Origin of the sequence: Streptomyces sp. NPDC050636, from assembly GCF_040654775.1 — a bacterium.
GTDB lineage: Bacteria > Actinomycetota > Actinomycetes > Streptomycetales > Streptomycetaceae > Streptomyces.
Genome location: NZ_JBFAIP010000127.1, coordinates 1 through 15,731, shown reverse-complemented (window position 1 = coordinate 15,731; position 15,731 = coordinate 1). Strand labels below are relative to the sequence as shown.

The window sequence follows — 15,731 nt, the reverse complement described above, 5'->3', positions numbered from 1 at the left end:
CTATCCGTTTCACGTGAAACGCGACCCCACCCCTTTGCGTTGGCACTACGGCCTGACGGCGCTCCATGGCTTCTCCGGTGCGGCACCGGGCGCTATTTCACGTGAAACGACGATGTGGTGTTTCACGTGAAACGGGTCCGGGCGACGGACGCTGGGTGGCGGGTGGCGGGTGGCGGGTGGCGGGTGGCGGGTGGCGGGGTTGGGAGTGCGGCTGAGCGGGAGGTGAGGGGTCTCCCTCTGTGCCTCCAAATTCCTTACTCTGTAGGCCAGTTGGGTGCTTTGAGTACGCATGTGGTTTGAGGCGAGGGGGACCGTGCCGGCGAGGGGTGGCCGCGCCGCCGCCGCCCCGAAGCGCTCAATGGCCCCGCCCCGATGCCCGGCCATTGAGGGGCGTCAGCTTGATAGGCCGTTCGTGGCCATCCGCACTCATGTTTCAAGCCTCCCGTAGAATCGGAACGAGTAGCCCGTTTAAATTCAGGGTGCGCTCCGCGGTGGAGGCGGTCGGTTTCAGGAGGCTTGCGGGTGTCGGACGGCGGGTCTGCTCCCTCTCGTGCGGATGCGCGGCGCAATCGGGCGCTGGTGCTTCAGGCGGCTCGATCTGCCTTTGAGGAGCACGGGTTGGGAGTTCCGCTCGGGGAGATCGCGCGGCGCGCCGGGGTCGGTGCGGGCACCGTGTATCGCCATTTCCCATCCAAGAAAGCCCTGTTCAGGGCGTCGATCGTGGACCGGATGCGGCTTTTCACCGATACCGCAACGGACTTGGCCGATGTCGAGGACCCCGGTGAGGTGTTCTTTCGCTTCTTGGGGTCGGTGGTACGGCTGGCCGCTCGCAACAAGGGGCTGTGCGACGCACTGGAGGGGGCCGGCTCATCGAGTGCCGAGGAGCAGCCGGGACCCGAGAGAGACTTCGGGGAGGCATTGGGCGTCCTGCTTACACGGGCTCAAGAGGCAGGTGCGGTCAGGAAGGACGTCGTGCTGGACGATGTCCGAGCGCTGCTGGTCGGGTGTATGTCGATGGAGCGGCAGCGGGCGGGGGCGACTGGGTCTCCTGGCCGGATGACGGCGTTGATGTGTGATGGGCTTCGGGCGAACCGCACCGTAACGAAACTTCCGGCCGAAGCGGTGGATCGTAACGAAACGCGGTGTGAGGCGTGTGGCGGGCCGGTCGTGCCGGCGGCTACCGGTCGGCCCGCGCGGTACTGCGGTGGGGCCTGTCGGCAGAAGGCGCACCGGGCGCGGGGGCATGCGCGCGGCGGCGATCCGGGGCCCGGCCGCTGAGCCGGAGCCGGGGCCGTCAGAGCTGGAGCTTGAAGCCGAGGTGGGAGGCCTCGAAGCCGAGGCGCTCGTAGAAGCGGTGCGCATCGATACGGGTCGCGTCGGAGGTGAGCTGCACCAGCTGGCAGCCGAGTGTGCGGGATTCGGTGACCGCCCACTCGATGAGCTGGGTACCCAGCCCGCCGCCCCGCTCGTCGGTGTGGACCCGGACGCCCTCGATGATCGAGCGGCTGGCACCACGCCGGGAGAGCCCGAGGATGACCGTGAGCTGAAGGGTGCCGACCGTGCGTCCCGCCCGGACCGCGACGACCAGATGCTGCTGCGGATCGGCGGCCAGGACCTCGTACGCGGCGCGGTACGGAGTCAGGTCGTCCGGTGACTCGCGGGTCGCGCCCAGCGGGTCGTCGGCCAGCATCGCGACGATGGCGGGCAGGTCGTCCTCGGTCGCGCGGCGTATCTCGATATCGCTCATGGGCGCGACCTTATGCGGTGCCCGCGCGGGGCCGTAGGCCTGTATGCCAGTACATCGGCACGCCTGTGGGCCTTGTGCCCACAGGCCCGTACGCCTTCCCGTACGACCGCTATGCCGAGGGTGCGAGCGTCTCGACGGCCGTCACCAACGGCGCCAGCTCGGGACGCTTCGCGGCGTCCTGGAGCGCTTCGCGCAGCGCGCGGTCGTGGGTGGGGCGTGCCTCTCCGAGAAGGGTCAGTCCGTCGGGCGTGACGTTGGTGTAGATGCCGCGCCGGTCGTCGGGGCACAGATAGCGCGAGAGCAGACCGCGCTCCTCAAGGCGGGTGACCAGGCGCGTGGTGGCGCTCTGGCTGAGGACGACCGAGTCCGCGACCTGGTGCATCCGCAGATGGCCGCCCGGCCCGTCGTGCTGCTCGCTGAGGACGTTGAGGACGGAGAACTCCCGGACGCTGAGGTTGTGCCCGGCCTGTAGCACGCGCTCGATGTGCGACTCGATCCGGCCGTGGAGGGCGGAGAGCGCGCACCAGCCCTGGGCGAGCCCTCGGGCCGGCGCCGACTGCGACGGCGGGCAGCCAGGGTCCGCCATGAAGCCGGGATCCGCCTTGATGTCAGGCCCTGGCTGGGGGGCCGGTGTGGCTGCCACCTGCGGCGTCTCGTGCGTCTGCGGCGTCATCGAAGACCTCCTCATGGGTCGTACGAACCAGGATAGGACACATTCGAAATAGCCCGCGCTTGCAATTAAATGCGCTTGCAATTATTGTGGACGCTTGTAAGGGACGGACGCAAACATGTGAAGGGATCCGTCATGCCTCTGGCACTCCTGGCGCTCGCCATCGGCGCCTTCGGAATCGGAACGACCGAGTTCGCGGTCATGGGCCTGTTGCCCGACATGGCGGCGGGCTTCGGTGTATCCATCCCGCTCGCCGGTTACGCGACCACCGTCTATGCCCTGGGCGTGGTCGTCGGAGCGCCGCTGATGACCACGCTCGGCACGCGGTTCACCCGCAAGCAGATGCTGATGCTGCTGATGGGCATGTTCATCGTGGGCAACCTGCTCACGGGCCTGGCGCCCAACTTCGGGGTCATGCTGGCCGGACGGATCGTCGCCGCATTCGCGCACGGCGCGTTCTTCGGCATCGGCGCCCTGGTGGCCGCCGATCTTGTCGCGCCGCAGAAGCGGGCCACCGCCATCTCGCTGATGTTCAGCGGCCTGACCGTCGCCAACGTCGTCGGCGTACCGGCCGGCACCATGCTCAGCCAGCAGTACGACTGGCGCACGACCTTCTACGCCATAGCCGCGCTCGGCGTGATCGGCCTGCTGGGCATCGTCAAGCTCATCCCCGCACAGCGGGCGAAGGCCGCCGCACCTATCGGCAGCGAGCTGGCGGTCTTCCGCAACCCGCAGGTCGGCCTCGCGATGCTGATGACGGTCCTCGGCTTCGGCGGCGTGTTCGCGGCCGTCACCTACCTCGCCTCGATGATGACCGAGGTCACCGGCTTCGCCCCGTCCTCCGTCATCTGGCTGACGGCCGTCTTCGGGCTCGGCATGGTCGGCGGAAACCTGATCTCCGGCCGCTTCACCGACCGCGCCATGATGCCGATCCTCTATGTGTCGCTGACCGGTCTGGCGCTCGTCCTCGCCGCGTTCACCTTCACGGCCCACAACAAGGCCGCCGCGACCATCACCGTCGCGCTGATCGGCTTCTTCGGCTTCGCGACCGTGCCGCCGCTGCAGAAGCGGGTGATGGACCAGGCCGCCTCGGCGCCCACCCTGGCCTCGGCGGGCAATATCGCGGCCTTCAACTTCGGCAATGCGCTGGCCGCTTGGCTCGGCGGAATCGTCATCTCGGCCGGCCTCGGCTTCACCGCGCCCAACTGGGTCGGTGCGCTGATGACTGCGGCGGCGCTCGGTGTGGCCATCTTCGCTTCCGCTCTGGAGCGGCGTTCCGCTGGGCGTGGCCGTGTGGTGGCCGCAGGCGGCCCCACCGTGATTGCCGACGAGCCCATACCTGCGGCCCAGAGCTGAGACCTGCTCTCGTACCGCAGCACGGCTGAACCACCGCACCCACCCACATGAACCACTGCACTACCCCCATCAGGAGCATCTCCCCATGAGCACCACCACGCCCGCCAGCACTTCCACCTCCGCCTCCACCTCCACAGTCCGTCCCCTCACCACCCGCGACGCCGATGGCCTCATAGAGGCCGCGCGTCGGGCCGCCGAGGGCCTCGGAGTACGCGGCAGTGTCACCGTTCTGGACGCGGGCGGCCATCTGCTGGGCTTCCGGCGGGACGACGAAGCCGTGCTGATCTCCGGCGAGACCAGCACCCGCAAGGCGTACACCGCACTGCAGTTGGACGCGCCGACAGCCGACCTTGTCGACCTCGTACGGCCCGACGGGCTCTTCCACTCGCTGCCCACCGCGCTGGACCGCCCGCTGCTCTTCATCGCGGGCGGGGTGCCGCTCCACCGCGACGGGCGGCTGGTCGGCGCGATCGGCTTCGGCGGCGGCGCCCCGGAGCAGGACCACCGGATCGCCACCGCGGCGATAGCGGAGGCGGAACTCGTCTGACGGCGCCCAAACGCTGCCCGCCCCGAGCTTCAGCGGACGCCGACGCCCTAGCCGATGCTCCCGCTCCTACTCCTGCTCCTGCTCCGCCTCCGGATTTCGCGGGCCTGAGCCGACTGTGCCTCGCGCAGTCGGCTGCCGCGTTTGGTCAGTCCCCAGGGCTTGAGGACGGAGACTGCGGTGATGAAGAGGTAGGTGGCCGTGGCGACCGAAGGGGCGACTACGAGGTTGAGGTCGGGGGCCGGGTTGCCCGCAGCAGCCTCGGCGGCGAGGTGGTTGATACCCGGGCGGAGCGAGAAGACCGACAGCAGCACGGTGACGAGGGTCAGCCAGAACTTGGTGTAGACCCAGCGGTGCCTGGCCAGCCCCCAGGAGGTGCCCAGGGACAGCACCAGCCCGCTGAGCAGCGAGACCAGGGCTACGGGGATGACCAGCCAGTCGCCGAAGATCTTCATCGCGCGGTAGGCGACCGCTGCCATCTCGGGGGAGCCGGTGGTGTAACCGGTAATGCTGAGGGTGAGCAGCCCGAGGGTGAGCCCGAGCCAGCCGACGGATACGGCGACATGAATGACGAGGGTGGCCCGGCGTGCGGGGCGGCTGAGCTGTGGCATGGGTTCCACGGTGGCGGGCGGGGCCACGCGGTACATCTGACGGCGGGAGTATCCGCGCATACGCGGGGTTGAGTACGGCTGCGGTCGGCGGTAGCGAACATGCCCATCGTTCGATCCGGCCTCGCCGCCCCGCCCCCCCATCACCCCACCCCACCCCACCCCGCGCGAGCCTGTCCTGCAGGGGGACTACGGCAGTTCGACGACACCCCCTAGGCTCCGGCCTATGGGGAAGCTGCATCTGTTCGATATGGACGGGACCCTGCTCTACGGGTCTGCCGCCGCCGTTGAGATCTCGCGGCAGCTCGGCCTGGACCGGGAGATCGCCGAGCTGGAGCGCGCGTTCGCGGCCGGCGAGCTGACGCCGCCGCGGTTCGCGCAGCTGGCGTGCGATCTCTGGGCCGCCGAGCTGACCGAAGCACAGGTGGCGGCGGCCTTCGAGGGGGCGCCGTGGCTGGCCGGGATCCAGGAGGTCTGGGCGGACATCCGTGCGCGTGGCGAACGGTGCGCGGTGATTTCACTGTCGCCGGGCTTTTTCGTCGAGCGGCTGCTGGTGTGGGGCGCCGATGCCGCGTGTGGTTCGCGCTGGCCCGTGGTGCCGATCCGGGAACCGGTGGAGCCGGCCGGCATCCTCTCGCCGTCTGCGAAGGTGCGTATCGCCGACGAACTGTGTGCGCAGTATGGGCTGACCCGGGACGATTGCGTGGCGTACGGCGACTCCATGTCAGACACCGATCTCTTCGCGGCCGTTCCGGCGTCGGTTGCCGTGAATGCGGATCACCATGTCAGTGACCTGGCCTCATATGCGTACACGGGGCGTGATCTGCGCGAGGCTTACGAACTGGTACGTACTGGCGGGTAATTAAGAGGTTTCTACGGCGGATTCGCCCGCGGTATGTACGGAAAATGCACTCTGTGGGGAGGATCACGGATATCAGAGGGACCGTGCGGAGTGTTCCAAGATCAGGGCTTGTGGATTCAACTACTGCCGGTATGGTCGAGTCCGGTTCGGCGGAGGCGGGAGCTTCTGTGGGCCCGCGAGAGGCATCAAAGCCTGCCAGCCTAGCGGCGAAGCGGCCCGCGACACCCGGACTTCCGACTATTTGTCCGTTGCGATACGCGGGGGTGGCGGGTTGTTGAGGCGGTATCTGAACCCATTATTCAAGAAGCGTGACGCATGTCCGCTTTGAGTGGGTTGCCGGAGTAGCTTAAGTCGATTAAGAATTCCGGGGCGGACGGGGGAATTCCGGGCGGTTCCGATCTGCGGAACTGCGAAGACAACCGAAAGACGTTCGAGGCGAGGCAGACCATGGACGCTCCGACCACCACGTCGGCCGATAGCGGCTCTTCTGACGGCAGCAGTGGCGCTTGGGGATGGTTCACTCCTCCGTCGAAGAAGTCCTCCGCGGAAGATCAGGAGCGACAAAACGGCCAGGACGGCCATCAAGATCAGGGCGTCCGGGGTGAACGGAATGATGGGAACCAACGGGACGACGGGGCCCATCGAAAAGACGGGAATCAACGAAATGACCAGAACGACCGGGAACGGATACCCAGTCGGCCGGTCAATCCGATACGCCCGGTAGGCACCGCCGCCGAGCGCGAGCGCGTCCCGGAGCCGCGGCAGGAGCAGCCGCACCAGGCCCCGCAGTCGTGGCAGGAAACAGGCCGTCAGGCCGCCGCCCCCGCGTATGCCGGACCGTCGCCCAGCAACCCCTCGTACGCCGAGCAGCCCGCCCCTTCCGGGTACGCCGCGCCGAACCGCGAAGCCACGCTCCCCTGGGACCAAGAGCCCGTCCGGGACCGCGTGCCTGTCCGGGACCGCGAGTTCGGCCGAGAGCCCGAGCCCGCGTACGAGCCCGTACAAGCCTCTGAGCCGGTACGCGAGCCCGAACCCATTCACCAGTCGGCGCGCGCCGCAGGAGCCCCCGCCGGCGCCGCAGCCACCGGTACCGCACCCGCCACGGAAAGGGCTGCTGCCCCAGCCCCACCGGCGTCCCCCGCCGCCTCAGCGCCCCCGGCCCCCTCCGTCTTCACACCCCTGGAACGGCCGGCCGCCGCAGCGCGCCCTTCCGCCGCAGAGCCCTCGTTGGAAGCCGTCGAAGCTTCGGCCTCCTCCGCAACTCCCGCCTCACCCGACGCGATTCTCATCCGTCGCACCATGGCCGAAATCGAGCCCATCGCCGACAAGGTGACCTCGTACTTCTACGCGCTGCTCTTCGTCCGGCACCCCGATCTGCGGGCGCTGTTCCCCGCCTCGATGGACACCCAGCGTGACCGTCTCTTCAAGGCGCTGCTCACCGCCGCCAAGCACGTGGACGACGCCGATGTGCTTACCGAGTACCTCTCGCACCTCGGTCGCGGTCACCGCAAATACGGCACGCTGCCCGACCATTACCCCGCGGTCGGTGAATGCCTGCTCGGTGCGCTCTCGCGCTATGCGACGTCCAGCTGGGACCCGGAGACCGAGGCCGCCTGGGTGCGCGCGTACACCGCGATCTCGCAGATCATGATCGACGCGGCCGCCGAGAACGAGGCGGTCGCCCCCGCCTGGTGGCAGGCCGAGGTCGTCTCGCACGAGCTGCGGACGCCCGATATCGCCGTGGTGACGGTCCGGCCCGACCAGCCGTACCCGTTCCTCGCCGGGCAGTACACCAGCCTGGAAACCCCCTGGTGGCCGCGGGTGTGGCGGCACTATTCCTTCGCCTCGGCGCCCCGCTCCGACGGCCTGCTCACGTTCCATATCAAGGCGGTCCCGGCCGGCTGGGTCTCCAACGCGATGGTCCACCGGGCCCGACCCGGTGACGTCATCCGCCTCGGCGCCCCCGGCGGCTCGATGACCGTCGACCACACCACCAGCAACGGCCTGCTGTGCGTTGGCGGAGGCACCGGTATCGCGCCGATCAAGGCCCTCGTCGAAGACGTCGCGGATCGCGGCGCCCGGCGCCCCGTCGAGGTCTTCTACGGCGCTCGCAGCGACCACGACCTCTACGACCTCGACACCATGCTGCGTCTGGAGCAGGACCACCCCTGGCTCTCGGTCCGTCCGGTCGTTGCCATGGGGCCGACCCCCAGCGGGACGAACTGCGTAAGCGGTCAACTTCCGGACGCCGTACGTCAATACGGACCTTGGCGGGAGTACGACGCATACCTCTCCGGGCCGCCCGGACTGATCCGCAGCGGCGTGGACGCACTGGTGGGTGTCGGCATACCGTCCGATCGGATACGGCACGACTCCATAGAAGAGCTGGTCTCGACAGGAGATTGAGGTCTTGGCAGCACAGGGTGAATACGGTCGGACAGGGGACGATCGGGGGACGCGGCGAGCGGAGCGCCCCGGGAGCGACGGTGAGCACTTGGTGCAGCAGAGACTCGGCTCGACCGAGCGCGCCGACCGTTTCTACGCGGATCAGGTCCTGGACCATCTCAACATCCGCATGCGAGAGTTCGTGGCCCGCCAGGAGATGTTCTTCCTGGCCACGGCCGACCGGCACGGCGAATGCGATTCCAGCTTCCGTGCCGGCCCGCCCGGATTCGTCCAGGTGCTGGACGAACGGACGCTGGCGTACCCGGAATACCGTGGCAACGGTGTCATGGCGTCCGTCGGCAATATCTCGGAGAACCCGCGCCTGGGTCTCCTGATGGTCGACTTCACCCGCGACCGCATCGGGTTGCACATCAACGGGCGGGCGCGGGTGGTGCTGGACGAGGAGATGCGGGCCGGTCATGCCGACCTGCCGGTCGACCCGGTACCCGGGCGGCGCGCCCAGATGTGGGTCATGCTCCAGGTCGAAGAGGCCTATATCCACTGTGCCAAGCACATCCCGCATCTGCAGAAGGTCCCCGCGTTGCAGCGCGGGGCGCGCGCCTGGGGCACGGACGACTTCAAGCGCAAGGGCGGCGACTTCTTCGGAGCGGCGGCCGAGGCGGCTGAGCGCCCGCCGTTCCAGCGCGAGGAACGCAAGCGCGAGAACGCCGCCATGGACGTGGAGGACACGGGCGGGATCGATTCTGCAGCGCGGGGCTCCGTACGGAGGGGCTCTCCGGCGGACGACGCCGTGGGGGAGCTCAGCGAGGAGTTCCTCGACAGGGTCGAGCGGGTGCTCGCGCGTGCCCAGCCGCGGCGGCCTGTGGAGGACGAACCCGAGTTCCGCGGATGGTTCGCCTGAGACCGAGGCCGGGCCGAGGCAGAGGCAGAAACATGGCTGGGTCTGAGGCCCAGCCGACCGATGCCAGACGTCGGCCGACCGCTCAGCCCAGGTCGGGGGCGTGCATCGCCCGTACGCCCTCGATGTTGCCGTCCAGATAGTGCCGCAGGGACAGCGGTACGACCTCGACGGACGCGATGCCGACGCGGGTGAACGGCACCCGCACGATCTCGTACTCCCCGCAGGGCTCCTCGACCTCGGGGCCGTGCCGGCGCGAGGGGTCCATCGAATCCAGCCGGCAGACGAAGAAGTGCTGCACCTTGACCCCGTCCACACCGCCGTCGCTGAAATGCTCGACGGTGTCGACGAAGACCGGCACCACGTCCTTGACCTTGGCGCCCAGTTCTTCGTCCAGTTCACGGTGGAGGGCGTCGATGACGGTGGCGTCCTCGGGTTCCACGCCGCCGCCCGGAGTGATCCAGTACGGGGCCCGGCCGGGCTTGGTGCGCTTGATCAGAAGAAGATCCGCGCCGTCGAGCAGAATCGCGCGGGCGGTGCGTTTGACGACTGGCCGTACGGTCATGTGGGACAGATGCCGCAGTGACGGCCTGGTGAAACCCACACCACACGACACGACACCGCGCGCTCCCCTTCTCGGCCGCGAGCTCCGACGCGGCACAGGTTCCACAACCACCCCCAGCGCGCCGGCTCGCCTCGCTTTCCGGTACGTGGTGGTCCACGGCTCTACCAGTCCACGGCCGTCCGCAGCAGCCACTCATGCGCCCGTGCGATATGCGGTAAACCCAGCGTCCCGGTGCGTGCGGCCAAGAAATATGTGCGCAGTGGGGGCACCGGCGGGTCGAGCAGGGCGACGACTTCGCCGCTGTCCAGCGCGGCGGAGCACAGATAGCGGGGCAGTACGGCGAGCCCCGCGCCCGCCGTGACACAGGCCAGCACCGCCCGGAGGTCGGCGGCGATCACGGAGGCGGAGGCCGCGGGTTTGGCGTCGAAGACCGCAGACCAGTAGCGGGCGATCAACGGCAGGCTCTCGTGGACCTCGACGAGCGGTACGGGGTCCAGCGCGCGTACCCCCCGTGCCTGGAGGACCGCGGGCCCGCCCACCCGGGCCGCCCAGCGCGGGGCGGCGATCAGCACATGCTCCTCGTCGCAGAGCGGAGTGGCGGTGAGCAGGCCGCCGCGCGGCCGGGCGGTGGTAACGGTCAGATCGTGGTGACCGGCGGCCAGGCCGGTCAGTAGCTCCTCCGCGGGGCCGAAAGCGGTGCGGATGGACAGGCCCTGGGCGATGAGCGGGGTCAGTGCGGGGAGGGCGCGCTCGGCGGTGAACTCCGGTGGACCCGCGAGATGGAGGGTGCGGGTGGTGGACTCCTGGTCCAGGCCGGCCTCGGTGATCTCGGTGAGCGCGTCCAGATGGGGCGCCACCTTGTGGGCCAGTTCGTCGCCGATGGTGGTGGCGGTGACGCCGCGCGCATTGCGCAGGAAGAGCGGACGACCCAACTGCCGCTCCAGCACCCGGATCTGGCTGGTCACCGCGGGCTGGGAGAGGCCGAGCAGCGCCGCGGCACGAGTGAAGGAGCCGGCCCGGTGCACCGTGACGAAGGTGCGCAGCAGAGCCAGATCCATCGCGTACCTCCTGCGCCTCTCGGAAGCCTGGTCGCGGGCCAACTATAAATTTGTCGATAGGGCTGTGTCGCTAGCGTGATTGGACACTGACGCTGAGTCAACTAGCCTTGTTTCAACGGTTCGTTTCACGTGAAACGTCGAACCGTGGCCGGCAGGGTGACGAGGGGGGATACCCTGCCGGCCAGTTTGCGGTGACCGGCTCGGTGACAGGCGTGCGGGCTCAGATGCCCTGTGCTGCCGCGTCCAGCGCGCGCAGCACATCCGCGACCAGATCCTCCGGCTCCTCGACGCCGACCGAGAAGCGGATGAAGCCGTCCGGAACGGCGTCGCCGCCCCAGCGGGCGCGCCGCTCCGCGGTGGACCGTACGCCGCCGAAGCTCGTCGCGTCGTCCACCAAGGTCAGCGCGGCCAGGAACCGTTCCGCGTACCCCTTGTCGGGCAGCGTGAAGGACACCACGCAGCCGAAGCGGCCGGGACGCATCTGCCGCACGGCGAGCTTGTGGGACGGGTCGGACGGCAGGCCGGGGTGGCGCAGGTCGGTGATCTCCGGGCGGTCGCGCAGCGCCTCGGCCAGCGCCAGCGCACCGGCTGCCTGCTGGCGGACGCGGAGTGCGAGGGTGGCGAGCGAGCGGTGCGCCAGCCAGCTCTCCATGGGGCCGGGGATCGCACCGACCGTCTTGCGCCACAGCCGTACGGAATCGGCCAGGGCCGCGTCGCGGGTGGTGGCGTACCCGAGCAGGACGTCTCCGTGGCCGGTCAGCGCCTTGGTGCCGCTGGCGACCGAGAAGTCGGCGCCGAGGTCCAGCGGCCGCTGGCCGAGCGGGGTGGCGAGGGTGTTGTCGACGGCCACCAGGGCGCCGTGGCGGTGCGCGGCGTCGGCCAGCCGCCGGATGTCACAGACGTCGAGGCCGGGGTTGGAGGGCGTCTCGATCCACAGCAGGCGGGCGCCGTCCAACATGTCGAGCTGTGCATCGTGCGCGGTCGGCGCCGTACGGACCTCGATGCCGTAGCTCTCCAGGCGGGTGCGGACGGCCGGCAGAAGCTGGTAGCCGTCGTTGGGGAGCACCACCGTGTCCCCGGCGCGCAGTTGGGAGAATAGGACGGCGGTGATCGCCGCCATCCCGGAGGCGAAGGCGACGGTGTGCGCGCTCTCGTCCGGCGATTCGAGCTCGCCGATGGCGCGTTCCAGACGGGTCCACGTGGGGTTGCCGTCGCGGCCGTATGTATACGGGCCGACGGCATCGCCGGGAAGGTGGAAATGGGCCGCGAATTCGGGCCCGGGGAGGGCCGGCTGGAAGGGTTCGGGCTCCGGGAGCCCCGCCCGTACGACGCGGGTGCCGTCGCCCGTCATGCGCTCTCCTTCTCCCCAGGGTGGTCGTGTCCGGGTGAGCCCGCCGTGACCGCGGCCCGTACTTCCTCCAGGAGGCCGTCGCTCGCTGCCTCGATCATCTCCAGGCACTCTTCGAAGCCGGCGGACCCGCCGTAGTACGGATCCGGAACGTCAAGGCCGACAGTGGCTCTGAACTCCGGGCCCAGACCGGCATCGAGGCCGACGGCGGCATCGGCGTCGTCGCCGACGCTGCTGCCGATGCCGCCGTCGGCACCCGCTCCGTACGAGCGCAGCAGGCGGACCTTGGCGGCGTCCTGCGGGGTCGGTGCGAGCCGGCGCAGCTCGTACAGATGGCCGGAGTCGAGCGCGATGACCAGGTCGAGACGGTCGAACCAGGAGGGGTGGAACTGCCGGGCGGTGTGCGTGTGGTCGTAGCCGCCCGCGCGCAGTACGGCGACCGTGCGCGGGTCGGCTCCGTCGCCCTCGAACCAGCCGCCGAGGCCCGCACTGCAGACCTCGACCAGTCCGTCGAGCCCCTCTTCCGCGATATGGGCGCGGAATACGGACGCGGCCATCGGCGAGCGGCAGATGTTGCCGGTGCAGACGAAGCAGACGCGGAAGGGCGATTTCACGAGGCCGGTCCTCAGGTCAGTCCTTGTCGGGAAGGAGCATGTGCATCGCCCAGGAGACGATCGAGACGATCACGCCGCCCAGCACCGCCGTCCAGAAACCGTCGACATGGAAGGCCAGGTCGAGTTTGCCGGCGACGAAGGACGTCAGCAGCAGCATGAGTGCGTTGACGACCAGCGTGATAAGTCCGAGCGTAAGCACGAACAGGGGGAACGAGAGCAGCTTCACCACGGGCTTGACGATGAAGTTGACCAGCCCGAAGATCAGCGCGACCAGCACCAGAGTCAGTACGTGGCGGCCGGTGTTGTCGCCGGTGAGGGTTATGTCCTTGAGCAGCCAGATGGCCACGGCAAGCGCCGCGGCATTGGCGATCGTCTTGACCAGAAAATGCTTCATGGTGAGATCGTCGCAGAAGAGTCTGAATCAGTGAGAGGTGCGGGCGGCATGAAAGCTTTCAGATTGGAAGAACTGGAAGCAGAACGGGTTGCGAACGACGGCGCGTATCTGCAGTTCCTCCGGGAGCGCAACATGTCGGTCGGGTTGTACGCGCTGGACGCCGGCAGCCTCGATCCGCAGCAGCCGCATGGCCAGGACGAGGTGTACTTCGTGGTCAGCGGCCGGGCGGCGATCACCGTCGGGACGGAGACACAGTCGGTGGCGCGCGGCAGCGTGGTCTATGTGCCCGCCGGGGTGCCCCACAAGTTCCACCACATCAGCGAGGATCTGCGGGTGATGGTGGTCTTCTCTCCGCCTGAGAGCTGAGGCGATCGGGGGGTCTCTCCGCCCGAGTACTGAGGGTCGGACCCTGGAACCCGTAGGGGAAGGGTCAGGGACAGGCCGGGGCTGCGAGGCCCCCGTATCGGCTTCCAGCGCCCTAGCATCGACGGTGAAGGGGGAACCGGAGACGCGACGCGGCAGACGCGCACGACGCGGACGGGGCCATCGACGCGACAGCGAGACGAGAGAAAGCAGGGCAGAGCAGTGGCTGGTAAGGGGATAATCGCAGGACTTCCGTGGTGGGTCACGTGGGTCGTGGTGCCCGTCATCCTGATCGTTGTCTTCGGCGGAATGATCGCCGCCGCGGTCGGCTTCGTGATCGGCTTGCTGTTCAAGATTCTCGTCGCGGCAGCGCTGATCGCCGGGGTCATCTATCTCGTGCGCAGGTTCACCGGATCCTCGTCGTCCTCGTCGAAGGGCGAGTGGTAGGCCGCGCAGGTCTGACCGGCACCGTCCGACGACGCCCCGCTCCGCACGCCTGGAGCGGGGCGTTCGGGTGTTCTCTGCGGTAGGCGTTCGGCGTTCCCTGCAGGGGGTGTTGGGCGTTCACCAAGTGCGTACGAGGCACTCCGTACGGTCATGTCCGGTCAGGGAGTGTGCCGAGTGAGTTAACTCAAGTCATTCGGCCTGCCGCCCGTGTCGGCGGGGCTAGAGTGCGCACCGCAGGCGTCTTCCGGATGCTGATGTTCCGGAAAACACTGCGTGCGGCGGCGTCAGGGCGGACGCCGTCGATAGGGGCCCTGGGAGATGTGCGCCGCGCGGAAACGGATCCCGCGACCGTGGCCTCGTGTCCCATGGCGGTCGGAGCTGGGGGAAGGCGTTGGCAATGGCGAACGGCGAATCCGTTTCTCATCCCACCCTGATCGGATCGGTGCAGCGGGCACTCCGTCTGCTGGAGGCGGTGGCGGCGCACGCCGATGGCGCGCCCGCCAAACAACTCGCCAGAGAGACCGGGCTGCCGCTCGCGACGACCTACCACCTGCTGCGGACCCTGACGCACGAGGGCTATCTGCGCCGCGAGAACGGCGTCTTCGTCTTCGGAGAGGCCGCCGAGTTCCTCGGGCGGGCCGGCGCCAGGAGCCGGCAGCGCGCCCATGTCTCCGAGGCGCTGGCCCTGGCGGGACGGGAGTTGGGGGCCGCCGTCTACTTCGCGGTCTACCGTGAGGGTGAGGTTGATGTGGTCGCGGTGACGGACGATCCGGACCGACCGCCGGTCGAGGAGTGGGTGGACTTCCGCACCACCGCACACGCTCACGCGATCGGACAGTGTCTGCTGGCGCAGTTGGACGAGGCGTCGCGGAAGGAGCATCTGGCGCGCTATCCCGTGCAGTCGATAACCCCGTTTTCCGTGCGGTCGGAGGGTGATCTGCTGCATCGCCTGGATACGGTGCGTCGCGACCAAGTCGCGTATGAGCAGCAGGAATATGCCATGGGCACGGTGTGCTCCGCGTTCCCTGTCCACGTCAGCTCGGCGGCAGCGGCACTGGCGGTATCACTCCCCGCTGAGGAGCTGCACCGATTGCGTGCCGTTACGGATCGACTACGCACAATGGCGGAGGCGACGTTAACGACACTCGCCTTCTCTATCAGTATCTGAAAACTCACTCCTTGTGATCTGCTTGCACATGACAGACGATGGCGCAATAGGGCTGCGGGGGACGATTCCCGGCCATCTCCGATCAAGCGCGGGGTAGTGGTTGATGACCGACACAGTTCAGGCAGAAGTGATCATGAGCTTCCTCGTCTCGGAGGAACTCGCGTTCCGGATCCCGGTGCAGCTGGACTTCGACAGCGCCGATCCGTACGCCGTCCGCCTTACTTTCAATCTTCCCGGCGATACGCCTGTGACCTGGGCATTCAGTCGTGAATTGCTCCTCGACGGGCTGAGCCGGCCATCGGGTGAGGGCGATGTGCGCATCGCGCCGTCCTTCCCCGAGCATCTCAGCGATGTCTTCATCAGCCTCCAAGTAGGCGCCGAGCGGGCCCTGTTCCGGGTCAGCGCGCCGCCCCTGGTCGCCTTCCTGGACCGCACGGACCGCCTGGTTCCGCTCGGCGAGGAAGAGGTCTGCGACACCCTGGAGGCCGTGCTGGACCGCATCCTCACGGAGGCGCCGGCCGGCTGACCGCAACCCATTCGGTTACTCACCGCTTACGACGCCTGCCGCGAGACCCGCGCCGCCCGGACCGTCCTCCCGTGGCGTCCTCGCCGCCCGACGGCGTACCGGCCCCGACGCCGGGCCCCGGTGTGCCTTGCCCCCTGCGGTTCGCCGAGACGACCAG

At 68.7% G+C, this 15,731-nt stretch carries 18 protein-coding genes; 10 read left to right on the top strand and 8 right to left on the bottom strand.

Going from position 1 to position 15,731, the window contains the following annotated elements:
* The first annotated feature begins 522 nt into the window (after window positions 1–522).
* Window positions 523–1,278: a helix-turn-helix domain-containing protein gene (locus tag AB0I10_RS37075; RefSeq protein WP_363157154.1), complete on the top strand. Its 756-nt coding sequence runs from the start codon at window positions 523–525 to the stop codon at window positions 1,276–1,278.
* A gap of 16 nt (window positions 1,279–1,294) precedes the next feature.
* On the opposite strand, the gene AB0I10_RS37070 is transcribed toward AB0I10_RS37075, so the two are convergent.
* Window positions 1,295–1,747: a GNAT family N-acetyltransferase gene (locus AB0I10_RS37070; RefSeq protein ID WP_363157153.1), complete on the bottom strand. Its 453-nt coding sequence runs from the start codon at window positions 1,745–1,747 to the stop codon at window positions 1,295–1,297.
* Between the two features lie 109 nt (window positions 1,748–1,856).
* Entirely contained in the window at window positions 1,857–2,333 is a 477-nt protein-coding gene (locus AB0I10_RS37065; RefSeq protein ID WP_363157156.1) for a MarR family transcriptional regulator, read from the bottom strand.
* A 219-nt stretch (window positions 2,334–2,552) separates the two neighbouring features.
* On the opposite strand from AB0I10_RS37065, the gene AB0I10_RS37060 reads away from it, so the two are divergent.
* A complete protein-coding gene (locus AB0I10_RS37060; protein WP_363157152.1) occupies window positions 2,553–3,773 on the top strand; it encodes an MFS transporter in 1,221 nt (406 codons plus the stop codon).
* A gap of 85 nt (window positions 3,774–3,858) precedes the next feature.
* The gene (locus tag AB0I10_RS37055; protein WP_363157151.1) at window positions 3,859–4,320 is read left to right on the top strand and encodes a heme-binding protein; all 462 of its coding nucleotides are present in this window, start codon (window positions 3,859–3,861) and stop codon (window positions 4,318–4,320) included.
* Between the two features lie 47 nt (window positions 4,321–4,367).
* Here AB0I10_RS37055 and AB0I10_RS37050 read toward each other — a convergent pair whose 3' ends face one another.
* On the bottom strand, window positions 4,368–4,928 hold the full coding sequence (locus AB0I10_RS37050; RefSeq protein WP_363157150.1) for a DUF2269 domain-containing protein: 561 nt from the start codon (window positions 4,926–4,928) through the stop codon (window positions 4,368–4,370).
* Between the two features lie 223 nt (window positions 4,929–5,151).
* Here AB0I10_RS37050 and AB0I10_RS37045 point away from each other — a divergent pair, with 223 nt between their 5' ends.
* From AB0I10_RS37045 to AB0I10_RS37035, 3 genes are all read left to right on the top strand, one after another.
* Window positions 5,152–5,787 carry an HAD-IB family phosphatase gene (locus tag AB0I10_RS37045; protein ID WP_363157149.1) on the top strand — a complete coding sequence of 212 codons (636 nt, stop codon included), beginning with the start codon at window positions 5,152–5,154 and terminating at the stop codon, window positions 5,785–5,787.
* A gap of 1,299 nt (window positions 5,788–7,086) precedes the next feature.
* Window positions 7,087–8,193, top strand: a complete 1,107-nt coding sequence (locus AB0I10_RS37040) for a globin domain-containing protein (protein WP_363157148.1) — start codon at window positions 7,087–7,089, stop codon at window positions 8,191–8,193.
* 91 nt (window positions 8,194–8,284) lie between these two features.
* Window positions 8,285–9,094, top strand: coding sequence for a pyridoxamine 5'-phosphate oxidase family protein (locus AB0I10_RS37035; protein WP_363157155.1), 810 nt, complete (start codon window positions 8,285–8,287; stop codon window positions 9,092–9,094).
* Between the two features lie 82 nt (window positions 9,095–9,176).
* On the opposite strand, the gene AB0I10_RS37030 is transcribed toward AB0I10_RS37035, so the two are convergent.
* The 5 genes from AB0I10_RS37030 to AB0I10_RS37010 all read right to left on the bottom strand — a co-directional run bounded on the left by AB0I10_RS37030 (window position 9,177) and on the right by AB0I10_RS37010 (window position 13,070).
* Complete coding sequence (locus tag AB0I10_RS37030; RefSeq protein ID WP_363157147.1) at window positions 9,177–9,656, bottom strand: NUDIX hydrolase; 480 nt, start codon at window positions 9,654–9,656, stop codon at window positions 9,177–9,179.
* A gap of 161 nt (window positions 9,657–9,817) precedes the next feature.
* A complete protein-coding gene (locus AB0I10_RS37025; RefSeq protein ID WP_363157146.1) occupies window positions 9,818–10,714 on the bottom strand; it encodes a LysR family transcriptional regulator in 897 nt (298 codons plus the stop codon).
* A 220-nt stretch (window positions 10,715–10,934) separates the two neighbouring features.
* The gene (locus AB0I10_RS37020; protein WP_363157145.1) at window positions 10,935–12,065 is read right to left on the bottom strand and encodes a cystathionine gamma-lyase; all 1,131 of its coding nucleotides are present in this window, start codon (window positions 12,063–12,065) and stop codon (window positions 10,935–10,937) included.
* Window positions 12,062–12,676 (bottom strand): low molecular weight protein-tyrosine-phosphatase, encoded by a 615-nt coding sequence (locus tag AB0I10_RS37015; protein WP_363157144.1) that lies wholly within the window; start codon window positions 12,674–12,676, stop codon window positions 12,062–12,064. The genes AB0I10_RS37020 and AB0I10_RS37015 overlap by 4 nt, the downstream gene beginning before the upstream one ends.
* 16 nt (window positions 12,677–12,692) lie before the next feature.
* Entirely contained in the window at window positions 12,693–13,070 is a 378-nt protein-coding gene (locus AB0I10_RS37010) for a phage holin family protein (protein WP_363157143.1), read from the bottom strand.
* 48 nt (window positions 13,071–13,118) lie between these two features.
* Between AB0I10_RS37010 and AB0I10_RS37005 the strand changes: the two genes are divergently transcribed.
* The 4 genes from AB0I10_RS37005 (at window position 13,119) to AB0I10_RS36990 (ending at window position 15,574) form a co-directional block, all read left to right on the top strand.
* Complete coding sequence (locus AB0I10_RS37005) at window positions 13,119–13,436, top strand: cupin domain-containing protein (protein WP_136742052.1); 318 nt, start codon at window positions 13,119–13,121, stop codon at window positions 13,434–13,436.
* A gap of 219 nt (window positions 13,437–13,655) precedes the next feature.
* Window positions 13,656–13,880 carry a DUF5326 family protein gene (locus AB0I10_RS37000; RefSeq protein ID WP_363157142.1) on the top strand — a complete coding sequence of 75 codons (225 nt, stop codon included), beginning with the start codon at window positions 13,656–13,658 and terminating at the stop codon, window positions 13,878–13,880.
* 397 nt (window positions 13,881–14,277) lie between these two features.
* The gene (locus tag AB0I10_RS36995; protein WP_363157141.1) at window positions 14,278–15,048 is read left to right on the top strand and encodes an IclR family transcriptional regulator C-terminal domain-containing protein; all 771 of its coding nucleotides are present in this window, start codon (window positions 14,278–14,280) and stop codon (window positions 15,046–15,048) included.
* A gap of 103 nt (window positions 15,049–15,151) precedes the next feature.
* A complete protein-coding gene (locus tag AB0I10_RS36990; RefSeq protein ID WP_248865114.1) occupies window positions 15,152–15,574 on the top strand; it encodes an SsgA family sporulation/cell division regulator in 423 nt (140 codons plus the stop codon).
* Window positions 15,575–15,731: the final 157 nt, after the last annotated feature.

What these genes read in the sequence shown, in the direction of transcription:
- AB0I10_RS36995 (WP_363157141.1), top strand. Translation starts at nt 14,278, where the DNA reads ATGGCGAACGGCGAATCCGTTTCTCATCCCACCCTGATCGGATCGGTG.
- AB0I10_RS37050 (WP_363157150.1), bottom strand. Translation starts at nt 4,928, where the DNA reads ATGCCACAGCTCAGCCGCCCCGCACGCCGGGCCACCCTCGTCATTCAT.
- AB0I10_RS37060 (WP_363157152.1), top strand. Translation starts at nt 2,553, where the DNA reads ATGCCTCTGGCACTCCTGGCGCTCGCCATCGGCGCCTTCGGAATCGGA.
- AB0I10_RS37030 (WP_363157147.1), bottom strand. Translation starts at nt 9,656, where the DNA reads ATGACCGTACGGCCAGTCGTCAAACGCACCGCCCGCGCGATTCTGCTC.
- AB0I10_RS37010 (WP_363157143.1), bottom strand. Translation starts at nt 13,070, where the DNA reads ATGAAGCATTTTCTGGTCAAGACGATCGCCAATGCCGCGGCGCTTGCC.
- AB0I10_RS37055 (WP_363157151.1), top strand. Translation starts at nt 3,859, where the DNA reads ATGAGCACCACCACGCCCGCCAGCACTTCCACCTCCGCCTCCACCTCC.
- AB0I10_RS37070 (WP_363157153.1), bottom strand. Translation starts at nt 1,747, where the DNA reads ATGAGCGATATCGAGATACGCCGCGCGACCGAGGACGACCTGCCCGCC.
- AB0I10_RS37065 (WP_363157156.1), bottom strand. Translation starts at nt 2,333, where the DNA reads ATGGCGGACCCTGGCTGCCCGCCGTCGCAGTCGGCGCCGGCCCGAGGG.
- AB0I10_RS37020 (WP_363157145.1), bottom strand. Translation starts at nt 12,065, where the DNA reads ATGACGGGCGACGGCACCCGCGTCGTACGGGCGGGGCTCCCGGAGCCC.
- AB0I10_RS36990 (WP_248865114.1), top strand. Translation starts at nt 15,152, where the DNA reads ATGACCGACACAGTTCAGGCAGAAGTGATCATGAGCTTCCTCGTCTCG.
- AB0I10_RS37045 (WP_363157149.1), top strand. Translation starts at nt 5,152, where the DNA reads ATGGGGAAGCTGCATCTGTTCGATATGGACGGGACCCTGCTCTACGGG.
- AB0I10_RS37025 (WP_363157146.1), bottom strand. Translation starts at nt 10,714, where the DNA reads ATGGATCTGGCTCTGCTGCGCACCTTCGTCACGGTGCACCGGGCCGGC.
- AB0I10_RS37040 (WP_363157148.1), top strand. Translation starts at nt 7,087, where the DNA reads ATGGCCGAAATCGAGCCCATCGCCGACAAGGTGACCTCGTACTTCTAC.
- AB0I10_RS37005 (WP_136742052.1), top strand. Translation starts at nt 13,119, where the DNA reads ATGAAAGCTTTCAGATTGGAAGAACTGGAAGCAGAACGGGTTGCGAAC.